The sequence below is a fragment of the Treponema pectinovorum genome, assembly GCF_900497595.1.
In the GTDB taxonomy this organism is placed as follows: domain Bacteria; phylum Spirochaetota; class Spirochaetia; order Treponematales; family Treponemataceae; genus Treponema_D; species Treponema_D pectinovorum.
Map to the genome: position 1 here is coordinate 45,383 of NZ_UFQO01000006.1, position 18,712 is coordinate 64,094.

The window sequence follows — 18,712 nt, forward strand, 5'->3', positions numbered from 1 at the left end:
CCTTATTTATACGACAAGCTCATCTTCGCCTGAACGTGCAATTACGATTTCGCCTGCATCTTCAAGGCGGCGGATTGTAGATACTATCTTCTGCTGTGCTTCTTCAACATCCTTTAAGCGGACAGGTCCCATAAATTCCATATCTTCTTTTAACATGCTTGCCGCACGCTTTGACATATTTCTGAATATTTTGTCTTGAACTTCTGTATCGACAGATTTGAGCGCCTTTGCCAATTCCTGAGTATCGACTTCGCGAAGAACTTTTTGAATGGCACGGTCGTCGAGCATAACGATATCTTCGAATACGAACATTCTCTTCTTGATTTCTTCTGCCAAGTCAGGGTCATCTTCTTCCAAAGATTCAATGATTGATTTTTCAGAAGAACGATCAACAAGGTTCAAAATTTCTACGATAGATTCAACACCACCGGCAGCAGTGTAGTCTTCTGAAGAAAGTGTTGAAAGTTTTTTCTCCAAAACGCGTTCAACTTCACGCAAAACATCAGGCGAAGTTCTGTCCATCGTTGCAAGACGACGCGAAACTTCCGGTTGAATTTCTGCCGGCAAATTCTGCAAGATAACCGCTGCCTTGCTGGGCTCGAGATACGCCAAGATAAGTGCGATAGTCTGCGGATACTCAGTTTGAATAAAGTTTAAAAGGTGTGCAGGGTCAGTACGGCGGATAAAATCAAAAGGACGAACCTGCAAACTCGAAGTGAGGCGGTTTATTATGTCGATTGCTTTTTGAGAACCAAGCGATTTTTCAAGGAGTTCTCGAGCGTAATCTATACCACCAGTAGAAATAAAGTTTTGCGCATTCATCAAATCCTGGAATTCTTCCAAAACCTGATCTTTAAAATCTGCATCGACAGTTTCAAGCCTTGCAATTTCAAAAGTTAAAGTTTCAACTTCGTCTTCCCTTAAGTGCTTCATAATCTCGGAAGAAACATCGCTACCCAGCGAAACAAGAAAGATTGCCGCTTTCTGACGCCCTGTAAGATTCTTAAAATCTTTCGCTCCGCCTTTTTTAGAAGCACCTGCGGGTTTTAAATTGCCACTTTTTGCAGGCGCTTTACTTGCTGTGGATTTTTCATCTGCCATAACTCTATTCCTCCATCAACCAAGTGCGAATGAGCATTGCAACATCTTCTGGATGTTCTTTTGCCATAGCGATTGCGTTTTCTTGCAATTCTGCACGCTTTCGCTCTTCAACAGACATAGTAACTTCCATTCCTTCCTGTTTTGCATCCCAAAGTGCTTTTTCTCGTTCAGCCTGCTGGCGACGCAAAATCTCTTCTTCGCGCAGACGACGACGCCTTTCCATCTCGCGGCTTATAAATCTAAATATTATAAAGGTTAAAAGAACAACCGCAGTTCCTGCCAATACAAGTAAGATGGTCGTTCTGGTTTGTCGGCTGCGGAAATAATCATCTTCTTCGCTCTCCCATTGAATATCCCTAGGAATTGCAAAACTCGTTATGGTAACGCTGTCGCCTCTTCTCTTATTGTAGCCGATTGCGTCTTGAACAAGAGAAGTAACCTGCTCGATTACAGTTTGCGAAACAGGATGATACACGCGGAAAAAATGCCCAATGCTTAAACGAGAATTTTCAGGAGAAATGTTATTTTGAGTACAGTATTCGCGCCAGCGTTCAAGGTTTTCGTCGCTTATGATAATAGGCTTTCTGTTTTTGTCGAGTTGAGTTTCCCATTTGCCGTCGATATTTGCAGAAGCGGTTATGCGAACCAAAGTTGAATTTTGGTCTGTGTGGCGAACTTCCGTATTTACAACATTATTTTGAGTAACTCCAGTTTCTGTCGATTTGCCTATAACGTTTGACATATCAGAATAAACTGGCGGATTTTGTCCTTCAACACCAGCAGGTCCTTCTGGATTGTAACCTGTTCCAGTCCATTCCTTTGTAACAGTTTGCGAAGATATAGGAAGATAATCCCGTTTTTCAGTAGTATCGTAAGGCTTGTCTGGATCTTGTTCTGTAATTACAACTGGAGTGTAAATAGTCTGGTCGCGGGTAACCTTAGACATGTCCTTTTCAATTTTTATATTTAAATCTCTAACGCGCTCAGCACCGTTAAAGTTTTTCTGCAAAAATTCAAGGACTTTTTTCCGCATTGCGTCTTCTTCAGAAGAAATTTGCTTGTGTTCTTTACGGATATTATCGAGCCTGTCGCTTTCAGCCATTCCTTCAAAATCGTTTAAAGTGTTTCCGTAGTTATCGACAAGCACTAAATTTTCAGCATAAAGTCCAACAACAGAGCGCAAAATCAAATCCTGCAAACCTTTAAGCTGCTTTCTATTTGAAGCCATCTCGCTATTGGGTTTAAAAGTTACGGTTACAGAAGCGGTAACAGGTTTCTGGTCGGAAGCAAATAGCGCTTTTTCAGGAAAAGTTAAAATTACGTTTGCATCTGCAATGTCTTCTATCGCAAGGATATGCTGCCTGACCTGTTTTGTAATCGAACGCTGGAGTTTAACGTTATTGCTAAAATCCGTATCAGTCCAACTTGTTTGGTCAAAAAGATTAAAAGCGTCAACTCCAGAAGGAACAAGCCCTTCCAAAAGCAAAAGGCTTTTCATCTTATCCGCAACTTTTTTATCATCAACGATTATAAGACCGCTTTCGTTAACAGAATAATTAACGCCTTCTTGATCCAATCTCAAAGTTATCGCATCTCTTGCACTTTCGTCGCGGATAGCAGTATTAAAAAGCGGAACTCCAGTAGGAGCTGCAGAAAGTCTAAACATTAATGCAACCGCAACAATTACGGCTACAACGATTGCGATTAGGATAGCCTTTTGAACAGGCTTCCATTTTGTCCACATTTCTTTGAGTTTGGCTGGTAAAGCTTTAAGCCATTCGATCATCTGACCCCTCCCGTGACCGAATTTCTAAAAATAAATTCATATTAGATTAGCACATTTTTTATGTAAAGAAAAGCATATCTTTTTACGGCGTAAAAAATTAACGTTTTACCAGCTGTGCGGGGTTGCGCTTTCGCTCCATTGGCGACAAGTCGCCAACGGCTTACGCCGCCCCTACCATCTGGGCTAAGATATTTAAAAACGCCCACTAACGCGCTGTCTGAATTTCAGACCAACCGCTAACAAGCCTTTCAATCACAGTTTGAGCAAGGGTCAAAGACATCTGAGCCTTAGCCATAGCGGTAGTAACATCGTGAATATCAACAGAATCTGGGTCAGTAATCAATTTCTCCTGAAGTTTACCAACTTCAAGTTGATTTTCATTTACATGATTTACCGCTTCCAAAAGATAAGACTCAAAAATTCCAGGTTTCTTATTTGTATCTCCAATCTGCTCTTGACCTGGAATCATTTTTGTAAGAGGTGCCGTTCCGCTATGAGCAGAATTCGTTCGCGTCATTACAGGAGACGCCATAATCTGCATTGCATTCATAAAAATTTATCCCCCTTTTGTAAATTCCCACTTCAAAATTTTATAATAAAAAATTTGCAGTGTAAAGAAGATAATCAAAAATCAACCTTAATTTCTTCCAATTTCAAGTGCTGCAGAAAACATATCCTTTGCACCCTGCACAACTGTCGAATTTGCCTCGTAAGCGCGGCTTGCAGAAATTAAATCCACCATTTCGTTTACTATATTTACATTTGGATATTCAACATATCCCTTGTTTGGTCCTGATTGAATTGCATCTGGATTTGTAGGCTCGTATACAAGTCTGCCCTGCGTGGTATCTTTTACAATTTCTCTAACTCTAACGCCTTTGCCAGGTCCGTTATCCTGCTGTGCACTTACAAAAGGCATTCTCCAAGTAGGATGAGTAGAAGCGATAGGTTCAATTATAACTGAAGACTTTTTAAAAGCACCGCCTTCTTGAGTTCTTGTTGTAGAAACATTAGCGATATTGTTGGAAATAACATCACTTCTAAGGCGTTCAACGCTCATCCCCGTAGCAGCGATATTTATCGAAGTAAACATACCCATAACAAAAAACCTCCAGTTTTTATTTACAAAAATAAAAGTTAAATTTCAAAAATTACTTACGCATTGCAAGTTTTACTTGGCTAAACTCAAAATTTTGCAATTGTGAAAGAAGTCTGTAATTCATCTGTATTTTTAATATGTTTGTCGCTTCAAATTCCGCATCAACATTGTTGCCATTTGCGTTTGCGGTTGTAGTCCAATCTGTAACACGCCTCGGTTCAACTTCTCTCCAATCGTAAGGCTCTTTTAACTGAATATGTCGATTATCTGTCGTGGTAAGCAAAAAGCGATTTTCAGAATTTGCTTCACTTTCAAATGCGCGTTTTAATTCACTTTCAAAATTAACCTGCTGCCTCTTATAATTTGGAACTTCTGCATTTGCAATATTATTTGCAGAAACCTGATAACGAAGAGAATTAACGTCAAGTGCGCGATGCAATAATTCAACAGAACGTGTAAAAGTATTCATATTAAAATTATCGGAGAAGGATTTTTTATATTTAGAAAAAAATGTGCAATAAAAAAGGAGAGATATGAAATTTTACGAAAACACAGCAGATTCAATATTGTGTAAAAACACAACAATTTAATAAGAGAATCGCACGCTCGTGCAACAAAAAACACAAAAAAAATCTGCAATCTCAATATTCGCGATACACAAATCGCTGTGGAAAAATTTGTATTGCAGATAATATCAGAAAATCAGTCTGGTTGGCGTTTATAAAATTGACCAATTATATCTTTTGATTCAATAACGTTGATAAACGAATTTGGATCTACTATTCTAAGTTCTTTTTCTAAACGGCGAGTTTCTCCAGAGGAAACAACCGTATAAACCATTTTACGAGCCTTTTTTGAAAATTCTCCCCGCCCTTCAAAAACCGTAGCCCCGTGATTCGTCAATTCTTTTATCTTTGAATAAATTTCATCAGATTTATCGGTGATTATCAAAAGCGTTGTCTTAGAATATTTTTTGTACAGAGCGTTTGTAACTTGCGTTGTCGTGTATTGCAAAATTATAGAATAAAGCGCCTTATCCCAACCAAAAAGAAGCCCTGCAATCACCAAAATAAGACTGTTTGCAAAAAATATTGCATTCCAAGCGGATTTTCCAGTTTTTTCAGAAACATATATCACGATAAAATCCGTACCACCAGAAGAACTCTCTGCAAAAAGGCAGCACACAACAGCAATAGAATTTAAGATTCCGCCAAACACAGAACACAAAAGCAAATCATCAGTAAGATGAAGCCAAGCAAAACCGTCAAGCAAATCCGTAAAAATTCCAGAAATGAAAATCATCACGACGCTAAGAAAAGTGAATTTTTTTCCAATATATTTAAAACCAATCCAAACAGGAAAAACATTCAAAACGTAAACTAAGACAGAAAAAGGAATGTTTATGCCAAAATATGTGGAAAATATGTTCTGTAAAAGAAGTGCAATCCCAGAAAGACCTCCAGGAAGCAGAGATGCGGCGCGAACAAAGACAACGATGTTCAGCGCCATCAAAAAACCACCAAGGCTAACCAGTAAAAATCGCTTAAAATCGCGAACAAATGACTTTTTCATATAGACCTCATTATAGCAAATTTTTTCAGCCTGATGGTAATCTTAAAATCGTCTATTGCAGAATTGCACCTTTGTCCGCAGAAGATACGAGTTTTGCATAGCGAGCAAGGTAGCCTGTTTTTACTTTTGGTTCTGGAGCAACCCATTTTTCTCGACGGCGAGCAAGTTCTTCATCAGAAACTTTAAGATTTATCTTGTAGTTATTTATATCAAGTTCAATCAAGTCTCCTTCTTCAACAAGCGCAATAGGACCTCCAACAGCAGCCTCTGGAGAGCAATGCCCCAAAGAAGCACCTCTAGTTGCCCCAGAAAATCTGCCGTCTGTAATCAAAGCGACCTGTTTGTCCAAGCCCTGTCCTGCAAGAGCCGCAGTTACAGCAAGCATTTCTCTCATTCCAGGGCCACCTTTTGGACCTTCGTAGCGAATTACCACAACATCTCCAGGATGAATCTCGGATTTTTGAACCGCTTCCATCGCTCCTGCTTCATCGTCAAAAACTCTGGCAGGACCTGTGTGGTGCATCAATTCTTTTGCACAAGCAGAACGCTTAACAACTGTTCCGTCTGGAGCGAGGTTCCCAAACAAAATTGCAATGCCGCCGTTGTCCGAAAAAGGATTTTCAATCGGACGCAAAATTTCAGGGTCTTTGTTTTTTACACCCTTAATATTTTCTGCAATGGATTTTCCTGTTACGGTGATAAGACTTGTATCTATCAAATTCTTTTTTGCAAGTTCTGCAAGCACTGCCTGAACTCCACCCGCATCGTCCAACTCGCACATAAAATTGTGACCTGCCGGAGCTAAGTGGCAGAGGTTTGGAGTTCTATCTGAAATTTCATTCACTTCGTGCAAATCAATTTCAATTCCTGCTTCGTGCGCAATAGCCGGAACATGCAACATCGTGTTAGAAGAGCAGCCCAAAGCCATATCAGCCGTTAAAGCATTTCTAAAATTTTCTGCTTTCATCATAGAATGAGCAGTGATTCCTCTATTGTACATTTCCATAACCTGCATTCCAGCGTGTTTTGCAAGTGCAATTCTTCTACCAGTTACCGCAGGAATAGTTCCATTTCCTGGAAGGCCAAGCCCCAAAACTTCGGTAAGGCAGTTCATAGAATTTGCGGTAAACATGCCAGAACAAGAACCGCAGCCAGGACAAGCGTAGTGTTCCATTTCCGAAAGTTGTGCTTGTGTAACCTTACCAACTGCAAGCCCTCCAACCGCTTCAAACATATCGGTCAACGAAAGATTTTTTCCAGAATAAGGATTTGTTTTATCATGGCCTGGAAGCCTTCCTGGCATCATAGGTCCGCCAGAAACAAATACGGTAGGCAAATCCAAACGAGCTGCCGCAATCAGCATTCCAGGAACAACTTTATCGCAGTTAGGAATCATTACGATAGCGTCAAACTGATGAGCCTTTGCAACGCATTCAATGCTGTCTGCAATCAACTCTCTGGTTACAAGCGAATATTTCATTCCTTCGTGTCCCATAGCAATACCATCGCAAACCGCAATCGCAGGGAATTCAATAGGAGTTCCACCAGCCATGCGCACACCAGCTTTTACCGCCTCAGAAATTCGGTCAAGTTCAATGTGGCCGGGAATCAATTCATTTTTAGCACAGATAACGCCAACCAAAGGCAAATCCAATTCTTCATCAGTAAATCCCGATGCATAAAAAAGAGAACGGTGAGGAGCACGCGCAGAACCTTTGCACGCATTGTCAGATTTTTTTGCCATAATAACTCCCATAAAAATCAGCACAGGAATTTTCAACTTGCGCTTTGATTTTTACACTGATTTGCAAAAAGCAAAATCAGCCTTGAATAAAAAAGTTTGCAACGCAAACCAGCGAACAAAAACTTCGACAAATTTTCGGGCAAAGTTTTTATTGCATCTCTGAAATTTTATTTTGGAGCAAATCCCTTTACTCCACCGGCTTTTCGTGGTTCCGGCATACGCCTGCATCCTGTTAAGCCTTAAAACAGAATGGCTTAACAGGACTTCGCCACTACAATCCGGGCTAAGATTATTGTTCAAAGTATATAGTTTTGAGTGTCGCCTGTTAACATCAAAATTGTTATTTATTTAATTTTATTAAATATCTTCAGTATAACTAAATGCTTTTGTTGACAAAACAAAATTCACTCTTCATAATTTATCTATGTTATACGCACCTTCGGTCAACAAAATCATTTTCCTCTAAAATAATAAAACTTTACGGAGGCACATCCTATGAAAATGACTGGAGCAAAGATAATCACAACTTTATTAGAAAAACATGGAATAAAAATAGTAGCAGGAATTCCAGGTGGCTCAATATTGCCACTCTACGATGAACTTTCAAAAAGTTCTATAAAACACATACTTGTGCGGCAGGAACAGGCAGCAGGCTTTATTGCACAGGGAATGGCACGCACCACAGGCAAACCTGCTGTATGCATGGCAACTTCAGGGCCTGGAGCGATGAACCTTTTAACAGCGATTGCAGATGCTAGATGCGACTCAATTCCAATCGTCGCTATAACAGGTCAAGTAAACACATCTTTAATCGGAACAGACGCTTTTCAAGAAGCAGACACCTTTGGACTTTCGTTTCCAATTTCAAAACATTCAATCGCAGTAAAAGACGCAAAAGAACTGATTTATGCAATTCCTAAAGCATTCAAAATCGCTATGGAAGGTCGACCCGGTCCTGTTTTAATCGATGTTCCGCGCGATGTTCAACTTCAAGAAGTAGAAATAGAAGATGTATTTGAAGGTATGAAAAAAAATGAAAATCAGAAAGTGCGTTTTGAATCTTCAAAACAAGAAATAGAACAAAAAATGAACGAAATAATCAGCCTACTTTCAAATGCTCAAAAGCCAGTCTTGTATATAGGCGGAGGTTGCAATTCCCCAGAAGGTCAAAAATACATAAGGCAATTCAAAGACTTGTACAGACTTCCAGTTGTAACTTCGCTGATGGCGCTTGGTATAGTTCCATTTTACGACAGGGATAACGCAGGCATGGTTGGAATGCATGGCTCTTATGCTGCGAACTTTGCAATGTACGAAAGCGACCTTGTATTTGCGCTTGGAGTGCGCTTTGATGACAGGGCGACCGGTGTTGTGCAAAAATTCTGCCCTTTAGCAAAGATAATCCATATAGACATAGACGCCGCAGAGATAAATAAAATTTTAAGTGCAAGCGTAAGCATAGTTTCCAAGATGGAAGAAGTTTTACCTGCCGTAACAAAAGCGTTAAAAGAAAATTTTACAAAACAGGAAATCCCTTTTAAAAAAGAACGAGAAATTTGGGCAGAAACGATTTTTAAAACAAAAGAGGAAAATTTTTCTTTTGAATGCGGCGCTCCCAAAATCGAAGAAAAACGACACGGCTTTTCAAATTCTATAAATCCGCGCAATTTTTTGTCGCAACTTCCTTCTTTGGCAAAAGAAGTTGGAGTTTCAGAAAGCGATATGATTTTAACGACAGATGTAGGTCAGCACCAGATGTTTACTGCTCAATATTATCCTTTTACAGAGGCTAGAACATTTTTAACTTCGGCAAGTCTTGGCACAATGGGCTTTGGACTTCCTGCGGCAATCGGTGCTGCTCTTGCAAACGATAAAAAACGAATCGTCTGCATATCTGGCGACGGCTCAATTTTGATGAACATTCAAGAACTTGCGACCTTGAGCGAAAATAATCTTGCCGTAACCGTAATTTTATTTGTGAATAAAACGCTGGGAATGGTTTACCAGCAGCAAAAATTCCTGTTTCAAAAAAATTACTCAGCAAGCACTTTCTCTTTAAATCCAGATTTTCTAAAAATTGCAGAAGGATTTGGAATCGAAGGAACAGATGCAAACACCGATAAAGACTGGTACAAAAAAGCATTCGATTCAAAACGAAAAAACAAACCTTATTTCGTAACAGTCCAAATAGACCCAGAAGAAAATGTTTTACCTTTTGTTCCGGGCGGCAAAGCAAACGTCGAATCTATAAGATAGAGCAACATTTGCCTTTTTATTAAGCTCTAAAGGATGTAGCGAGAAATATCTACATCTTTTATAACACCATTAAGTTTTTCATCAACAAAGGCAGAATCTATCTTTAATACTTCTCCTGAATGTTCATCCGCGCTAAAACTTACATCTTCTAAAACTTTTTCCATTATAGTGTGCAAGCGGCGAGCTCCAATATTTTCGCTTCGGCTATTAACATCTTCTGCAAGCAAACTCATTCTCTCAATAGCATCCGCAGTAAACTCTATATTCAAACCTTCTGTAGACAGGAGAGCGGTATATTGTTTTGTCAAAGCATTTTTTGGCTCCAGCAAAATTCTCTTGAAATCATCTTTTTTAAGGCTTTCAAGTTCAACCCTAAGCGGAAACCTTCCCTGCAATTCTGGAATAAGATCGCTTGGCGCACTCATGCTAAAAGCCCCTGCCGCAATAAAAAGTATATGCGTCGTATCAACAACACCCCACTTTGTGTTCACCTTGGAACCTTCAACTATTGGAAGAATGTCTCGCTGAACACCTTCGCGGCTGACCTGCCCAGATGAATTTTGATTTTTAGAAGCAATCTTATCGATTTCATCAATAAAAATGATTCCACTCTGTTCAACCCTGTCTTTTGCAATGTCGCCAACTTTATCTGGATCAATCATAGAATCCAGAATTTCTTCTTGAAGGATTTTTCTTGCTTCTTTTACGGTTACAGCCCTTTTTTTGTTGTTCCGCCCCATAAGCATATTTTGCAAATCCTGCATTCCGCTTTGAAGGTCGTCCAAACTTCCGCCAGCAATTATTTCCATGCTAGGACCGCGCATCTGCCTTTTTACATTAACTTCAACTTCGCGCTCTTCCAGCTTGCCTTCGCGTAGCATTTGACGGAATTTTTCACGAGTGGAGTTTTCATCGCTTTCGGCAGGTTTTAAACTTGCAGGAATTATCAAAGCCCCTTCAGGAATCGCTTTATCTTTTTTTTCAGATTCAACTTTTTTTTCTGTTCCTGGCAGAAGCAAATCGAGCAATCGCTCTTCAACTTTAGGAAGACTCGACTCCTTCATCTGCTCTTCCATCTCTGATTTTACATTGTTGTAACCAACGGCCATTAAATCGCGTATCATCGACTCAACATCGCGACCAACATAGCCAACTTCTGTGTACTTTGTCGCTTCAACCTTTATAAACGGTGCATTTACGAGCTTTGCAAGCCTGCGTGCAATTTCTGTTTTTCCTGAACCTGTAGGTCCAATCATCAAAATATTTTTAGGAGCAACTTCATCTCTTATATCTTCCGCAAGGTGAATGCGGCGTAAGCGGTTTCGTAAGGCAACGGCAACCGCTTTTTTTGCTTTTTCCTGCCCAATTATATATTGATCGAGTTTTTCAACAATCTGTTTTGGTGTAAGTCCTTCAATAGCCATATTTTTTCCTTAAACTTAGTCTAATTCTTCCACTGTTATATTGTGATTTGTATAGATGCATATATTTCCTGCAATGTTTAGAGATTTTTCTGCAATCTGTTTTGCATCGAAATTGCTTGACTCAAGATATGCAAGTGCTGCCGAATAAGCGTAATTTCCGCCAGAGCCAATCGCAATAACGTCGTTTTCTGGTTCAATAACGTTTCCATCTCCGCTTATCAATAGGATTTTTGATTTATCAGCAACAATCAGCATCGCTTCCAGTTTTTGAAGCATTCGCTCTGTTCTCCACATTTTTGCAAGTTCCACTGCGGAGCGAGTTAAATCTCCATCAAATTCTTTTATCTTTTCTTCAAATTTATCAAGCAAGGTAAGGGCATCGGCTACACTACCTGCAAAACCTGTTAAAATTTTACCATTGTAGATTTTCCTGACTTTGCGCGCATTGCCTTTACAAACTGTATTTCCTAATGTAACCTGACCGTCGCCAGCCATAGCAACTTTTCCATCTTTTTTAACAGCGATAACCGTTGTACTTCGTATTTCGACCTTTTCCATATTTTTTAATATAAGAAAAAAAAATTAAACGGGCAAGTTTTTTTTATTTTTTGTCGCCACCGTGCGGATGAGCTAAATTATACATATAGATAAGGTGAGCTGTAGAAATATGAGTGTAACGTTGAGTCGTGCTGATTGAAGAATGCCCTAAAAGTTCTTGAACATGCCTTATATCCGCTCCGCGTAAAACCAGACCAGTCGCAAAAGTATGTCGCAAAGAATGAGGATTTACATGGCGTTTTGTTCCAAAAATTCCTGAATACATTGAAAGTATAAAACTTATTCCATGGCTGGTTAAATGATTCCCTCTCTGGTTTACAAAAACATAATCGAGCGGATTTTTTACCTGCCTGTCTGGAAAACGAGAATTTCTGTCTAAAAGATATGCTTTTAAAGCCTTTTTTGCATCCTCTTGAAAGTACACAATCCTGTATTTGTTGCCCTTACCTCTAACCTGTGCAGCAGAAAAATCGCTAAAAAAATCTTTTACTTTTAAATTTTCAAGTTCTGAAAGGCGGCAACCAGACGAATACAACGCTTCAAAAATCGCTTTATCGCGAGTTTCCCACAAAAGAGGATTTTTATCCGGCTCTGCACAAAACTCGTCAACTTCTTCTTGCGTTAAAAATCTAGGTAAAACTTTTTCACTTTTTACAGACTTTACCTCTGGGGCAGGATTCGTTTTTATGTAGTTGAATTTTAGGCAATATGAAAACAGACTTCTAACAGCAGACAAAAATCGATTTATAGACGAGGATTTTCGTTTTTGAACGGAAAGGTTTCCTATGCAAAGCCTTATATCTTCTTCTGTTATTTCTTGAATTTCGCGATTTTGGCCTATGTGCTTCATATTAGCGAAAATTTCAAAATCGCTCCTGTAAGCACCTACAGTTTTTGGCGAAAAGCCCCGCACAGATTCTATGTATATTAAAAATTCTTCGGATACTTGTTTTACAGTCAATTTTATTCTTTAGGAGTAGAATCCACCTCTGCAAAATCTTCCTCGCCAGCGGAATGCAAATAGTCGCAGGCAGGATTTATGCAGGATTTGTAATTGCCGTTTTTCTTATCAAATTTTTCGACCAAAAACCAGCCGCATTTTGGACAGGTTGCATCAATCGGTTTAAAATGACTTATAAAACTGCACTTTGGATAATTTGTACAGCCGTAAAAAGATTTTCCTCGGCCTTTAGATTTTCTTTCTACAATATCGCCGTTGCAACCTTCTATAGGACATTTTGCAAGCGGAATAGATTTTGTGTTGTAGCACTCTGGGAATCCTGAGCAGGCAAGAAAAAATCCAAATCGTCCGAGTTTTTTAACCATCGGTTTGCCGCATTTTTCGCAGATGATATCAGTTTTTTCGTCCAAAAATCCTTTTACGCTTTGAGCCGTTTTTTCTACTTCATCAACCTTCTTTTTAAAAGGTTCATAAAAGTTTCTAATCATTTCGTTCCAGACAACTTTTTTCTGCTCAACAGCATCCAATTCGTTTTCAACATCCGCGGTAAATTCTTCGTTTATAACTTCTGGGAAAGACTCAACTAAGATTTTAGAAATCATCTTACCCAAAACCGTTGGCATTAACTGTCTGTTGTTTCTCGTAACATAATATCTGTCTAAAAGAACGGATATGATTGGTGCATAAGTTGAAGGGCGACCAATTCCTTTTTCTTCGAGCATTTTTACGATGGAAGCGTCTGTGTATCGTGCAGGGCCTGAAGTAAAATGCTGCTCCGGATAGAATTTATGTGCACTATCCAAAACCTCGCCTTCTTTGAGCGTTGGAATATTTCCTGTAACCTCTTCTTTTGAAGACAAAACTTTCATCACGCTGTAAAAACCTTTTTCTACAAGTTTTGATGCGCTAACTCTAAAAATTGCTTCTCCTGCTTCTATATCAACGCTTGTCGTTCTAGTTTTTGCATTGTTCATCTGGCAGGAAAAAAATCTTTCCCAGATTATTGAATAAAGCCTTAATTGGTCGCGAGTTAAATATTCCTTTATCGAATCTGGAGTGTATTCTACATAGGTTGGGCGAATACATTCGTGTGCATCTTGAGCACTCTTTCCAACGGAGTAGACAATCGGTTTTTCTGGCAGTTGCTCTGGATAATTTTTTAATATCCACGCACGGACGTCGTCCAAAGCGCTTTGTGCAATTCTTACGGAGTCGGTTCGCATATAGGTTATAAGACCAACGCGACTGTTGCCGATTGAAACTCCTTCGTAAAGCTGTTGCGCAACCTGCATCGTTTTTCGTGAAGTAAAGCCAAGCCTGTTTGCAGCATCCTGTTGAAGTTTGCTCGTTGTATACGGTGGCTTAGGGCGGACGGTTTTATCGCTTGTTTTTATTTCTTTTACTGTACAAGTAGAATTTTTTAATTCTTCGATGATTTTATTCACTTCGGCTTCGTTTTTAAGCTCTGGTTTTACGCCCTTATATTTTACAAGCTGAGCGGTGAATTGAGTTTTTCCTTTTGAAAAATCAGCTTCCAAAGTCCAATACTCTTCTGGAATAAAATCTTCAACTTCTTTTTCGCGCTCGCATATCAATCTAAGAGCAACAGATTGAACTCTTCCTGCGGAAAGTCCATTCTTCACTTTTTCCCAAAGCAAAGGACTCAAATTGTACCCTACGAGTCTGTCTAAAACCCTGCGTGCTTTTTGTGCATTTACAAGGTTTTCATGAATTTCGCGAGGATTTTTTACAGCCTCTTTTATCGCATTTGGTGTAATTTCGTTAAAGACAACTCGTTTTATATCGGCATCTGTTTTATCTTTTATCGCATTGTTTAAATGCCAGGCAATCGCCTCTCCTTCGCGGTCTGGGTCGGACGCAAGAAAAACATGGTCGCTTTTTTTTGCATCTTTTTGAAGTTCCTTTAAAAGTTTTGCTCGCCCTCTAACTGTTATGTATTCTGGTTCAAAATTATTATCAATTTGAATTGCCATTCGGCTCTTTGGCAAGTCTATCAGATGTCCCATGCTTGCCTTGACTGTATAACCCGAGCCCAAGTATTTTTCGATAGTTTTTGCCTTAGCTGGAGATTCCACAATTACGAGGGTGGTTTCTTTTTTTGACTTCTTCTTCGATATCATATATTCCTCTAAAATTAATCGGTAAACAACTCACGTTGCTCGCCGTGTCGTACTATCTTTTTTTCACAAGAGTCCTGCCGCATAAGATAACGGTATTCTTCATAATCATTTACGATTGGAGCACCGTCTTCCACATAAGTTGCAGGAGAATTCTGCATTTTATTTTTAAATCCTTGTTTATCTAATTTTTTTTCATTTGCTGCGTCTAGAAGTTTTGACTCTTCATTAAAACAGACCTGACTGAAAAAAACATATCTGTTGTAATCCAGCGCGAGAGAGACTGTTATCATCGCCCCACTACCGCGTGGTGCTTGAATTACGACTGTTGCAGGACTTAAAGCTGCTATTATCCTGTTCCGTTGAACAAAGCGAAATTTCATTGCAGGAGTTGAAGGCGTATATTCACTCAACAAAAGTCCACCTTGTTCTATAATTTGACTGGCAACTTTTGTATGCGAATAAGGAACAATCGTATCGATTCCGCTCGGCAAAACCGCAACAGTTTTTCCGTCTTTGACGCTAACCGCCCCTCTATGTGCACAGATATCTATTCCAAATGCAAGCCCCGAAACAACAGTTTCGCCACAAAGGCAGGCCGATTTTGCAAAATCAAACGCAGCCTTTTTTGCAGTGTAAGTCGCTCGCCTTGTTCCTACAACCGATACACAAGTGTTTTTAAGGCAATCCAAATTTCCGCGATAAAAAAGCGCATACGGTGAATCTCGCATTTCTTTTAACATCTGAGGATAATCTTCAAAATCAAAGAAAGTTGTTCCAATTCCAAGTTTTTCCAACAGATGTAATGAAACCTTCGCTTTTTTTATTGCAGAATCGGCATTCCATTTTACTCTGGATAAATTTCTTCCTATGATAGAAGAAATCTCAGATACTGACATTAACGCAAGGTCATTAAAACTGTCAAGATTTTTTTGAAGGAGGAGTTTTTCGGCTGTAGTAAAAAATGAAGCGTCCGCTAAAACCAAACGCTTTAACATTTGTTTTTCATCAATTTGCATAGGAAGTATCAAGGACAATCTTTTTATTTGCCTGTGCTTCTTTCTTTTTCTGCTCCGATTTTGAAGTAGAAATTATCGTGTCGTAAAGTTGCACCGCTCTGTCATAATCGCCTTCAACATAGCAGGCTCGTGCAAGCACAAACATTATATCGGTATTTCTGGTTTCTATGGAAAGGGCTGTTTCCAGATAACCGATTGCCTTGTCGCACTGGTCAAGTTCAAAAACATACAAAACGCCCAAACCGTACAAAGCGCGAACATATCTGGGTTCAAGTTCTATCGCGCGCAAGTATGCGCTTTCTGCAAGTTTTAAATAATTAAATTTTTGAGATGAAGTTGAACCTGTCGCGTTGTAATCCAAAGAAGCTTTTGCCATGTAGCCGGCACAAACTCCAACATAATAAAAAAGATTTTGATTTGAAGGATAATATTCAATCGCTTTTTGAAAATTAGTTAAAGCTTTTCCATACATTTTTGCATCAAGATAGCGTGTTGCAAGTATCTTGTACCAAATTCCAATCTGTGCATCCGCAATTTGAATATCTGCAATTCTATTTTCATATTTTTTTATCGCTTCTTTTAATTCTTCTTCTGTAGTTGGAGAATGAACTCCTGTTTCTAATTTTTGCATTCTGATTATAGTTTTGCTAGAAGCTCCCGAACAACTTGAAAAAATTAAACATATAAAAATGAATGCTGTAAACGAATAAAAAAAGTTTTTTTGCTTTAAATAAAAATCTTTCATAAAAATCCCCCAATTTTATGTTAGCACTATTTTTTGTGTCCCGGAAAATATTTTTTATGTGCTTCTTTTAATGTTGAATTTTCAACATGAGTATACACGGTTGTCGTTGCAAGGTCAGAATGCCCTAAAAGCTCTTGAACCGAACGCAAATCCATTCCTCCTGCAAGAAGATGCGTGGCAAAACTATGTCGCAAAGTATGGACTTTTGCATCAATTCCACTTAATTTCTCATATTTACAAAAGTTTTTCCATATTCCTTTGCGTGTTAAAGGCTTTCCTGCATAATTTAAAAAGACTTCATCGACAATTTTATCACCAACCAAAAGAGGACGAACTTCTTCAATATAAACTTTCAACCTATCTCTAGCAACTTCTCCAAAAGGAATCATCCTTTCTTTTCCACCTTTGCCTTGAACTATTAGCCAGCGCTCTTTTAAATGCACAGAAGAAATTTTTAATGATGATGCTTCGCTTATGCGAAGGCCGCAACTATATATAAGTTCAAACAATGCTCTGTCGCGCCTTCCAAGCGGAGTAGACAAATCTATTACCGCTAAAAAAGAATCCACTTCTTGAACGCTTAAAACCTTTGGCAGGGGAGATTCAAACTTGGGCTTGTCAAGCAAAAGGCATTTATTATTCTCCCAAACACCTTTTCTTTTTAAATATGAACCAAAAGAACGCAGTGCCGATATATCTTTTGAAATAGTACGCTCATCAGTTCCATTTGTCTTTCGCCAGACAAAATAATAAACGAGATTTTTTGTATCAACTTCTTCCAGCTTTATTTTTTTTTGATCAAGCCAATCGAAAAAAAGGCAAACGCTGTCTTTGTAAGTGTAAGCCGAATTTTCACTAAGCCTTCCAACAGTGCGCAAATCGCTATAAAAGCGTTCAAGCAACAAGTCTTTGTCCATCTTAAATTATTTTTTAGTTAAATCGATGGATTTAGGAAGATTTCTCCAGCACGCAGGTTGATTTATATCGCCTGTGTTTTTAAAATTTGGTGGAGGTTGAATGGCAGCCGAAGCTCTTGAACTGGAATCCATTGCTGAAGAATAATTCTCGTTTTTTTGAACACCTGCAATCGCCGCCGCAGCAGAAATTGAAGGAAGAACTTTTTGAGAACCGTTATTTCTGGAATCTTCGCTCATTCCAGTTTTTTCATTTTGAGAAGATGAAAATCCTCCATTTAATACTTTTTCAAAAGAACCTACATCCAAAAAGTCAGAATTTGCAGCTTCTTTTTCTTCTATATGGGGCTCATCAAAATTTTCGAGCACTGCATTAGGGGAATTAAAACCTGTGGCAACTACGGTTACGCTTATCTTATCGCCCAATTCTGGTTCTATATAAAGTCCCCAAAGGAGTTTTACACCTTTTGCAGCACTTGCTGTTATTCCGTCTACAATTTCGTTACATTCTTCCAAACCTATATTTTCGTTTCCGCTTATCTTTATGAGGATATTTTTTGCACCGTCGATATGAGTATCTGCCAAAAGATTGTTGTTTATAGCTTTGTTTGCAGCATCAATCGCGCGGTTTTCACCTTCTGCAACTCCAATTCCAAGGAGCGCATCTCCCTGTCCCTTCATTACGGTTTCTACATCTTTAAAATCGCGGTTTACCAAACCTGTTTTTGTGATTATTTCAGAAATTCCTTGAACTCCCTGACGCAAGATGTCGTCGATAATTTTAAATGCCTGTGGAACAGATGGTTTTTTGTCTGGACCTTCAAAAACACGCTGATTTGGAATTACGATTAGAGAATCGACTTCTTTTCTTAGTTTTTTAATACCTTCGCTGGCAAATTCCGCACGAACATCACCTTCAAAATCAAAAGGAGTTGTAACAACAGCAACTGTTAAAATTCCCAATTCTTTTGCAATGTTTGCAACCACAGGAGCAGAACCAGTTCCAGTTCCGCCTCCCATTCCAGCGGTGATAAAAACCATATCGGTGCCTTCGAGCAATTTTTTTATGGTTTCCAATTCCTCTTTAGCGGCTTCTTCGCCAATTTCTGGATGCATTCCAGCTCCAAGCCCGCCTGTTATTTTTTTCCCGATTTGGATTTTATAGTCTGCTTTTGAAACAGAAAGGTGCTGTAAATCTGTATTCAATGCGATAAACTGAACGCCTTGTATTCCAGCGTCAACCATGTTGTTTACAGCATTTCCGCCACAGCCGCCACAACCTACGACCTTAATTTTTGTGGGACTTACAATTTTTTCATTACCTTCATCATTTACATCTAGAATTTCAAGCATATATTCCTCCCGCCCTTATAAAAGCGAATCCCCTTTCGCCTT

16 protein-coding genes are annotated in these 18,712 nt (G+C 39.0%); 1 reads left to right on the top strand and 15 read right to left on the bottom strand.

Annotated features, from left to right (window positions below; all coding sequences use genetic code 11):
- Positions 1-6: 6 nt before the first annotated feature.
- The 7 genes from fliG to ilvD all read right to left on the bottom strand — a co-directional run bounded on the left by fliG (position 7) and on the right by ilvD (position 7,302).
- Positions 7-1,101 carry a flagellar motor switch protein FliG gene (gene fliG, locus FXX65_RS08775; protein WP_147612742.1) on the bottom strand — a complete coding sequence of 365 codons (1,095 nt, stop codon included), beginning with the start codon at positions 1,099-1,101 and terminating at the stop codon, positions 7-9.
- Positions 1,102-1,105: 4 nt separating this feature from the next.
- The gene (fliF, locus tag FXX65_RS08780; protein WP_147612743.1) at positions 1,106-2,887 is read right to left on the bottom strand and encodes a flagellar basal-body MS-ring/collar protein FliF; all 1,782 of its coding nucleotides are present in this window, start codon (positions 2,885-2,887) and stop codon (positions 1,106-1,108) included.
- Between the two features lie 205 nt (positions 2,888-3,092).
- Positions 3,093-3,437, bottom strand: coding sequence for a flagellar hook-basal body complex protein FliE (gene fliE / locus FXX65_RS08785; RefSeq protein WP_246104370.1), 345 nt, complete (start codon positions 3,435-3,437; stop codon positions 3,093-3,095).
- A gap of 87 nt (positions 3,438-3,524) precedes the next feature.
- Positions 3,525-3,986: a flagellar basal body rod protein FlgC gene (flgC, locus tag FXX65_RS08790; protein ID WP_147615958.1), complete on the bottom strand. Its 462-nt coding sequence runs from the start codon at positions 3,984-3,986 to the stop codon at positions 3,525-3,527.
- A gap of 52 nt (positions 3,987-4,038) precedes the next feature.
- Positions 4,039-4,455 carry a flagellar basal body rod protein FlgB gene (flgB, locus tag FXX65_RS08795; protein ID WP_147612745.1) on the bottom strand — a complete coding sequence of 139 codons (417 nt, stop codon included), beginning with the start codon at positions 4,453-4,455 and terminating at the stop codon, positions 4,039-4,041.
- A gap of 233 nt (positions 4,456-4,688) precedes the next feature.
- Positions 4,689-5,558, bottom strand: a complete 870-nt coding sequence (locus FXX65_RS08800; RefSeq protein ID WP_147615959.1) for a YitT family protein — start codon at positions 5,556-5,558, stop codon at positions 4,689-4,691.
- Between the two features lie 52 nt (positions 5,559-5,610).
- Complete coding sequence (gene ilvD, locus FXX65_RS08805) at positions 5,611-7,302, bottom strand: dihydroxy-acid dehydratase (protein WP_147615960.1); 1,692 nt, start codon at positions 7,300-7,302, stop codon at positions 5,611-5,613.
- 495 nt (positions 7,303-7,797) lie between these two features.
- Between ilvD and ilvB the strand changes: the two genes are divergently transcribed.
- Complete coding sequence (gene ilvB / locus FXX65_RS08810; protein ID WP_147615961.1) at positions 7,798-9,558, top strand: biosynthetic-type acetolactate synthase large subunit; 1,761 nt, start codon at positions 7,798-7,800, stop codon at positions 9,556-9,558.
- Positions 9,559-9,584: 26 nt separating this feature from the next.
- On the opposite strand, the gene hslU is transcribed toward ilvB, so the two are convergent.
- Genes hslU through ftsZ form a run of 8 tightly spaced genes read right to left on the bottom strand, consistent with a single transcriptional unit; the run spans position 9,585 to position 18,670 of the window.
- Entirely contained in the window at positions 9,585-10,982 is a 1,398-nt protein-coding gene (gene hslU / locus FXX65_RS08815; RefSeq protein ID WP_147615962.1) for an ATP-dependent protease ATPase subunit HslU, read from the bottom strand.
- A 15-nt stretch (positions 10,983-10,997) separates the two neighbouring features.
- Positions 10,998-11,540, bottom strand: a complete 543-nt coding sequence (hslV, locus tag FXX65_RS08820; RefSeq protein WP_147612750.1) for an ATP-dependent protease subunit HslV — start codon at positions 11,538-11,540, stop codon at positions 10,998-11,000.
- 43 nt (positions 11,541-11,583) lie between these two features.
- Complete coding sequence (locus FXX65_RS08825) at positions 11,584-12,501, bottom strand: tyrosine-type recombinase/integrase (protein WP_246104371.1); 918 nt, start codon at positions 12,499-12,501, stop codon at positions 11,584-11,586.
- Between the two features lie 2 nt (positions 12,502-12,503).
- Entirely contained in the window at positions 12,504-14,642 is a 2,139-nt protein-coding gene (gene topA / locus FXX65_RS08830; RefSeq protein WP_147615964.1) for a type I DNA topoisomerase, read from the bottom strand.
- A gap of 14 nt (positions 14,643-14,656) precedes the next feature.
- A complete protein-coding gene (dprA, locus tag FXX65_RS08835) occupies positions 14,657-15,637 on the bottom strand; it encodes a DNA-processing protein DprA (protein ID WP_187116252.1) in 981 nt (326 codons plus the stop codon).
- A gap of 10 nt (positions 15,638-15,647) precedes the next feature.
- Positions 15,648-16,403, bottom strand: coding sequence for a tetratricopeptide repeat protein (locus FXX65_RS08840; protein WP_147615966.1), 756 nt, complete (start codon positions 16,401-16,403; stop codon positions 15,648-15,650).
- Positions 16,404-16,429: 26 nt separating this feature from the next.
- On the bottom strand, positions 16,430-17,320 hold the full coding sequence (locus FXX65_RS08845; RefSeq protein WP_147615967.1) for a tyrosine-type recombinase/integrase: 891 nt from the start codon (positions 17,318-17,320) through the stop codon (positions 16,430-16,432).
- 6 nt (positions 17,321-17,326) lie between these two features.
- On the bottom strand, positions 17,327-18,670 hold the full coding sequence (ftsZ, locus tag FXX65_RS08850) for a cell division protein FtsZ (protein ID WP_147615968.1): 1,344 nt from the start codon (positions 18,668-18,670) through the stop codon (positions 17,327-17,329).
- Positions 18,671-18,712: the final 42 nt, after the last annotated feature.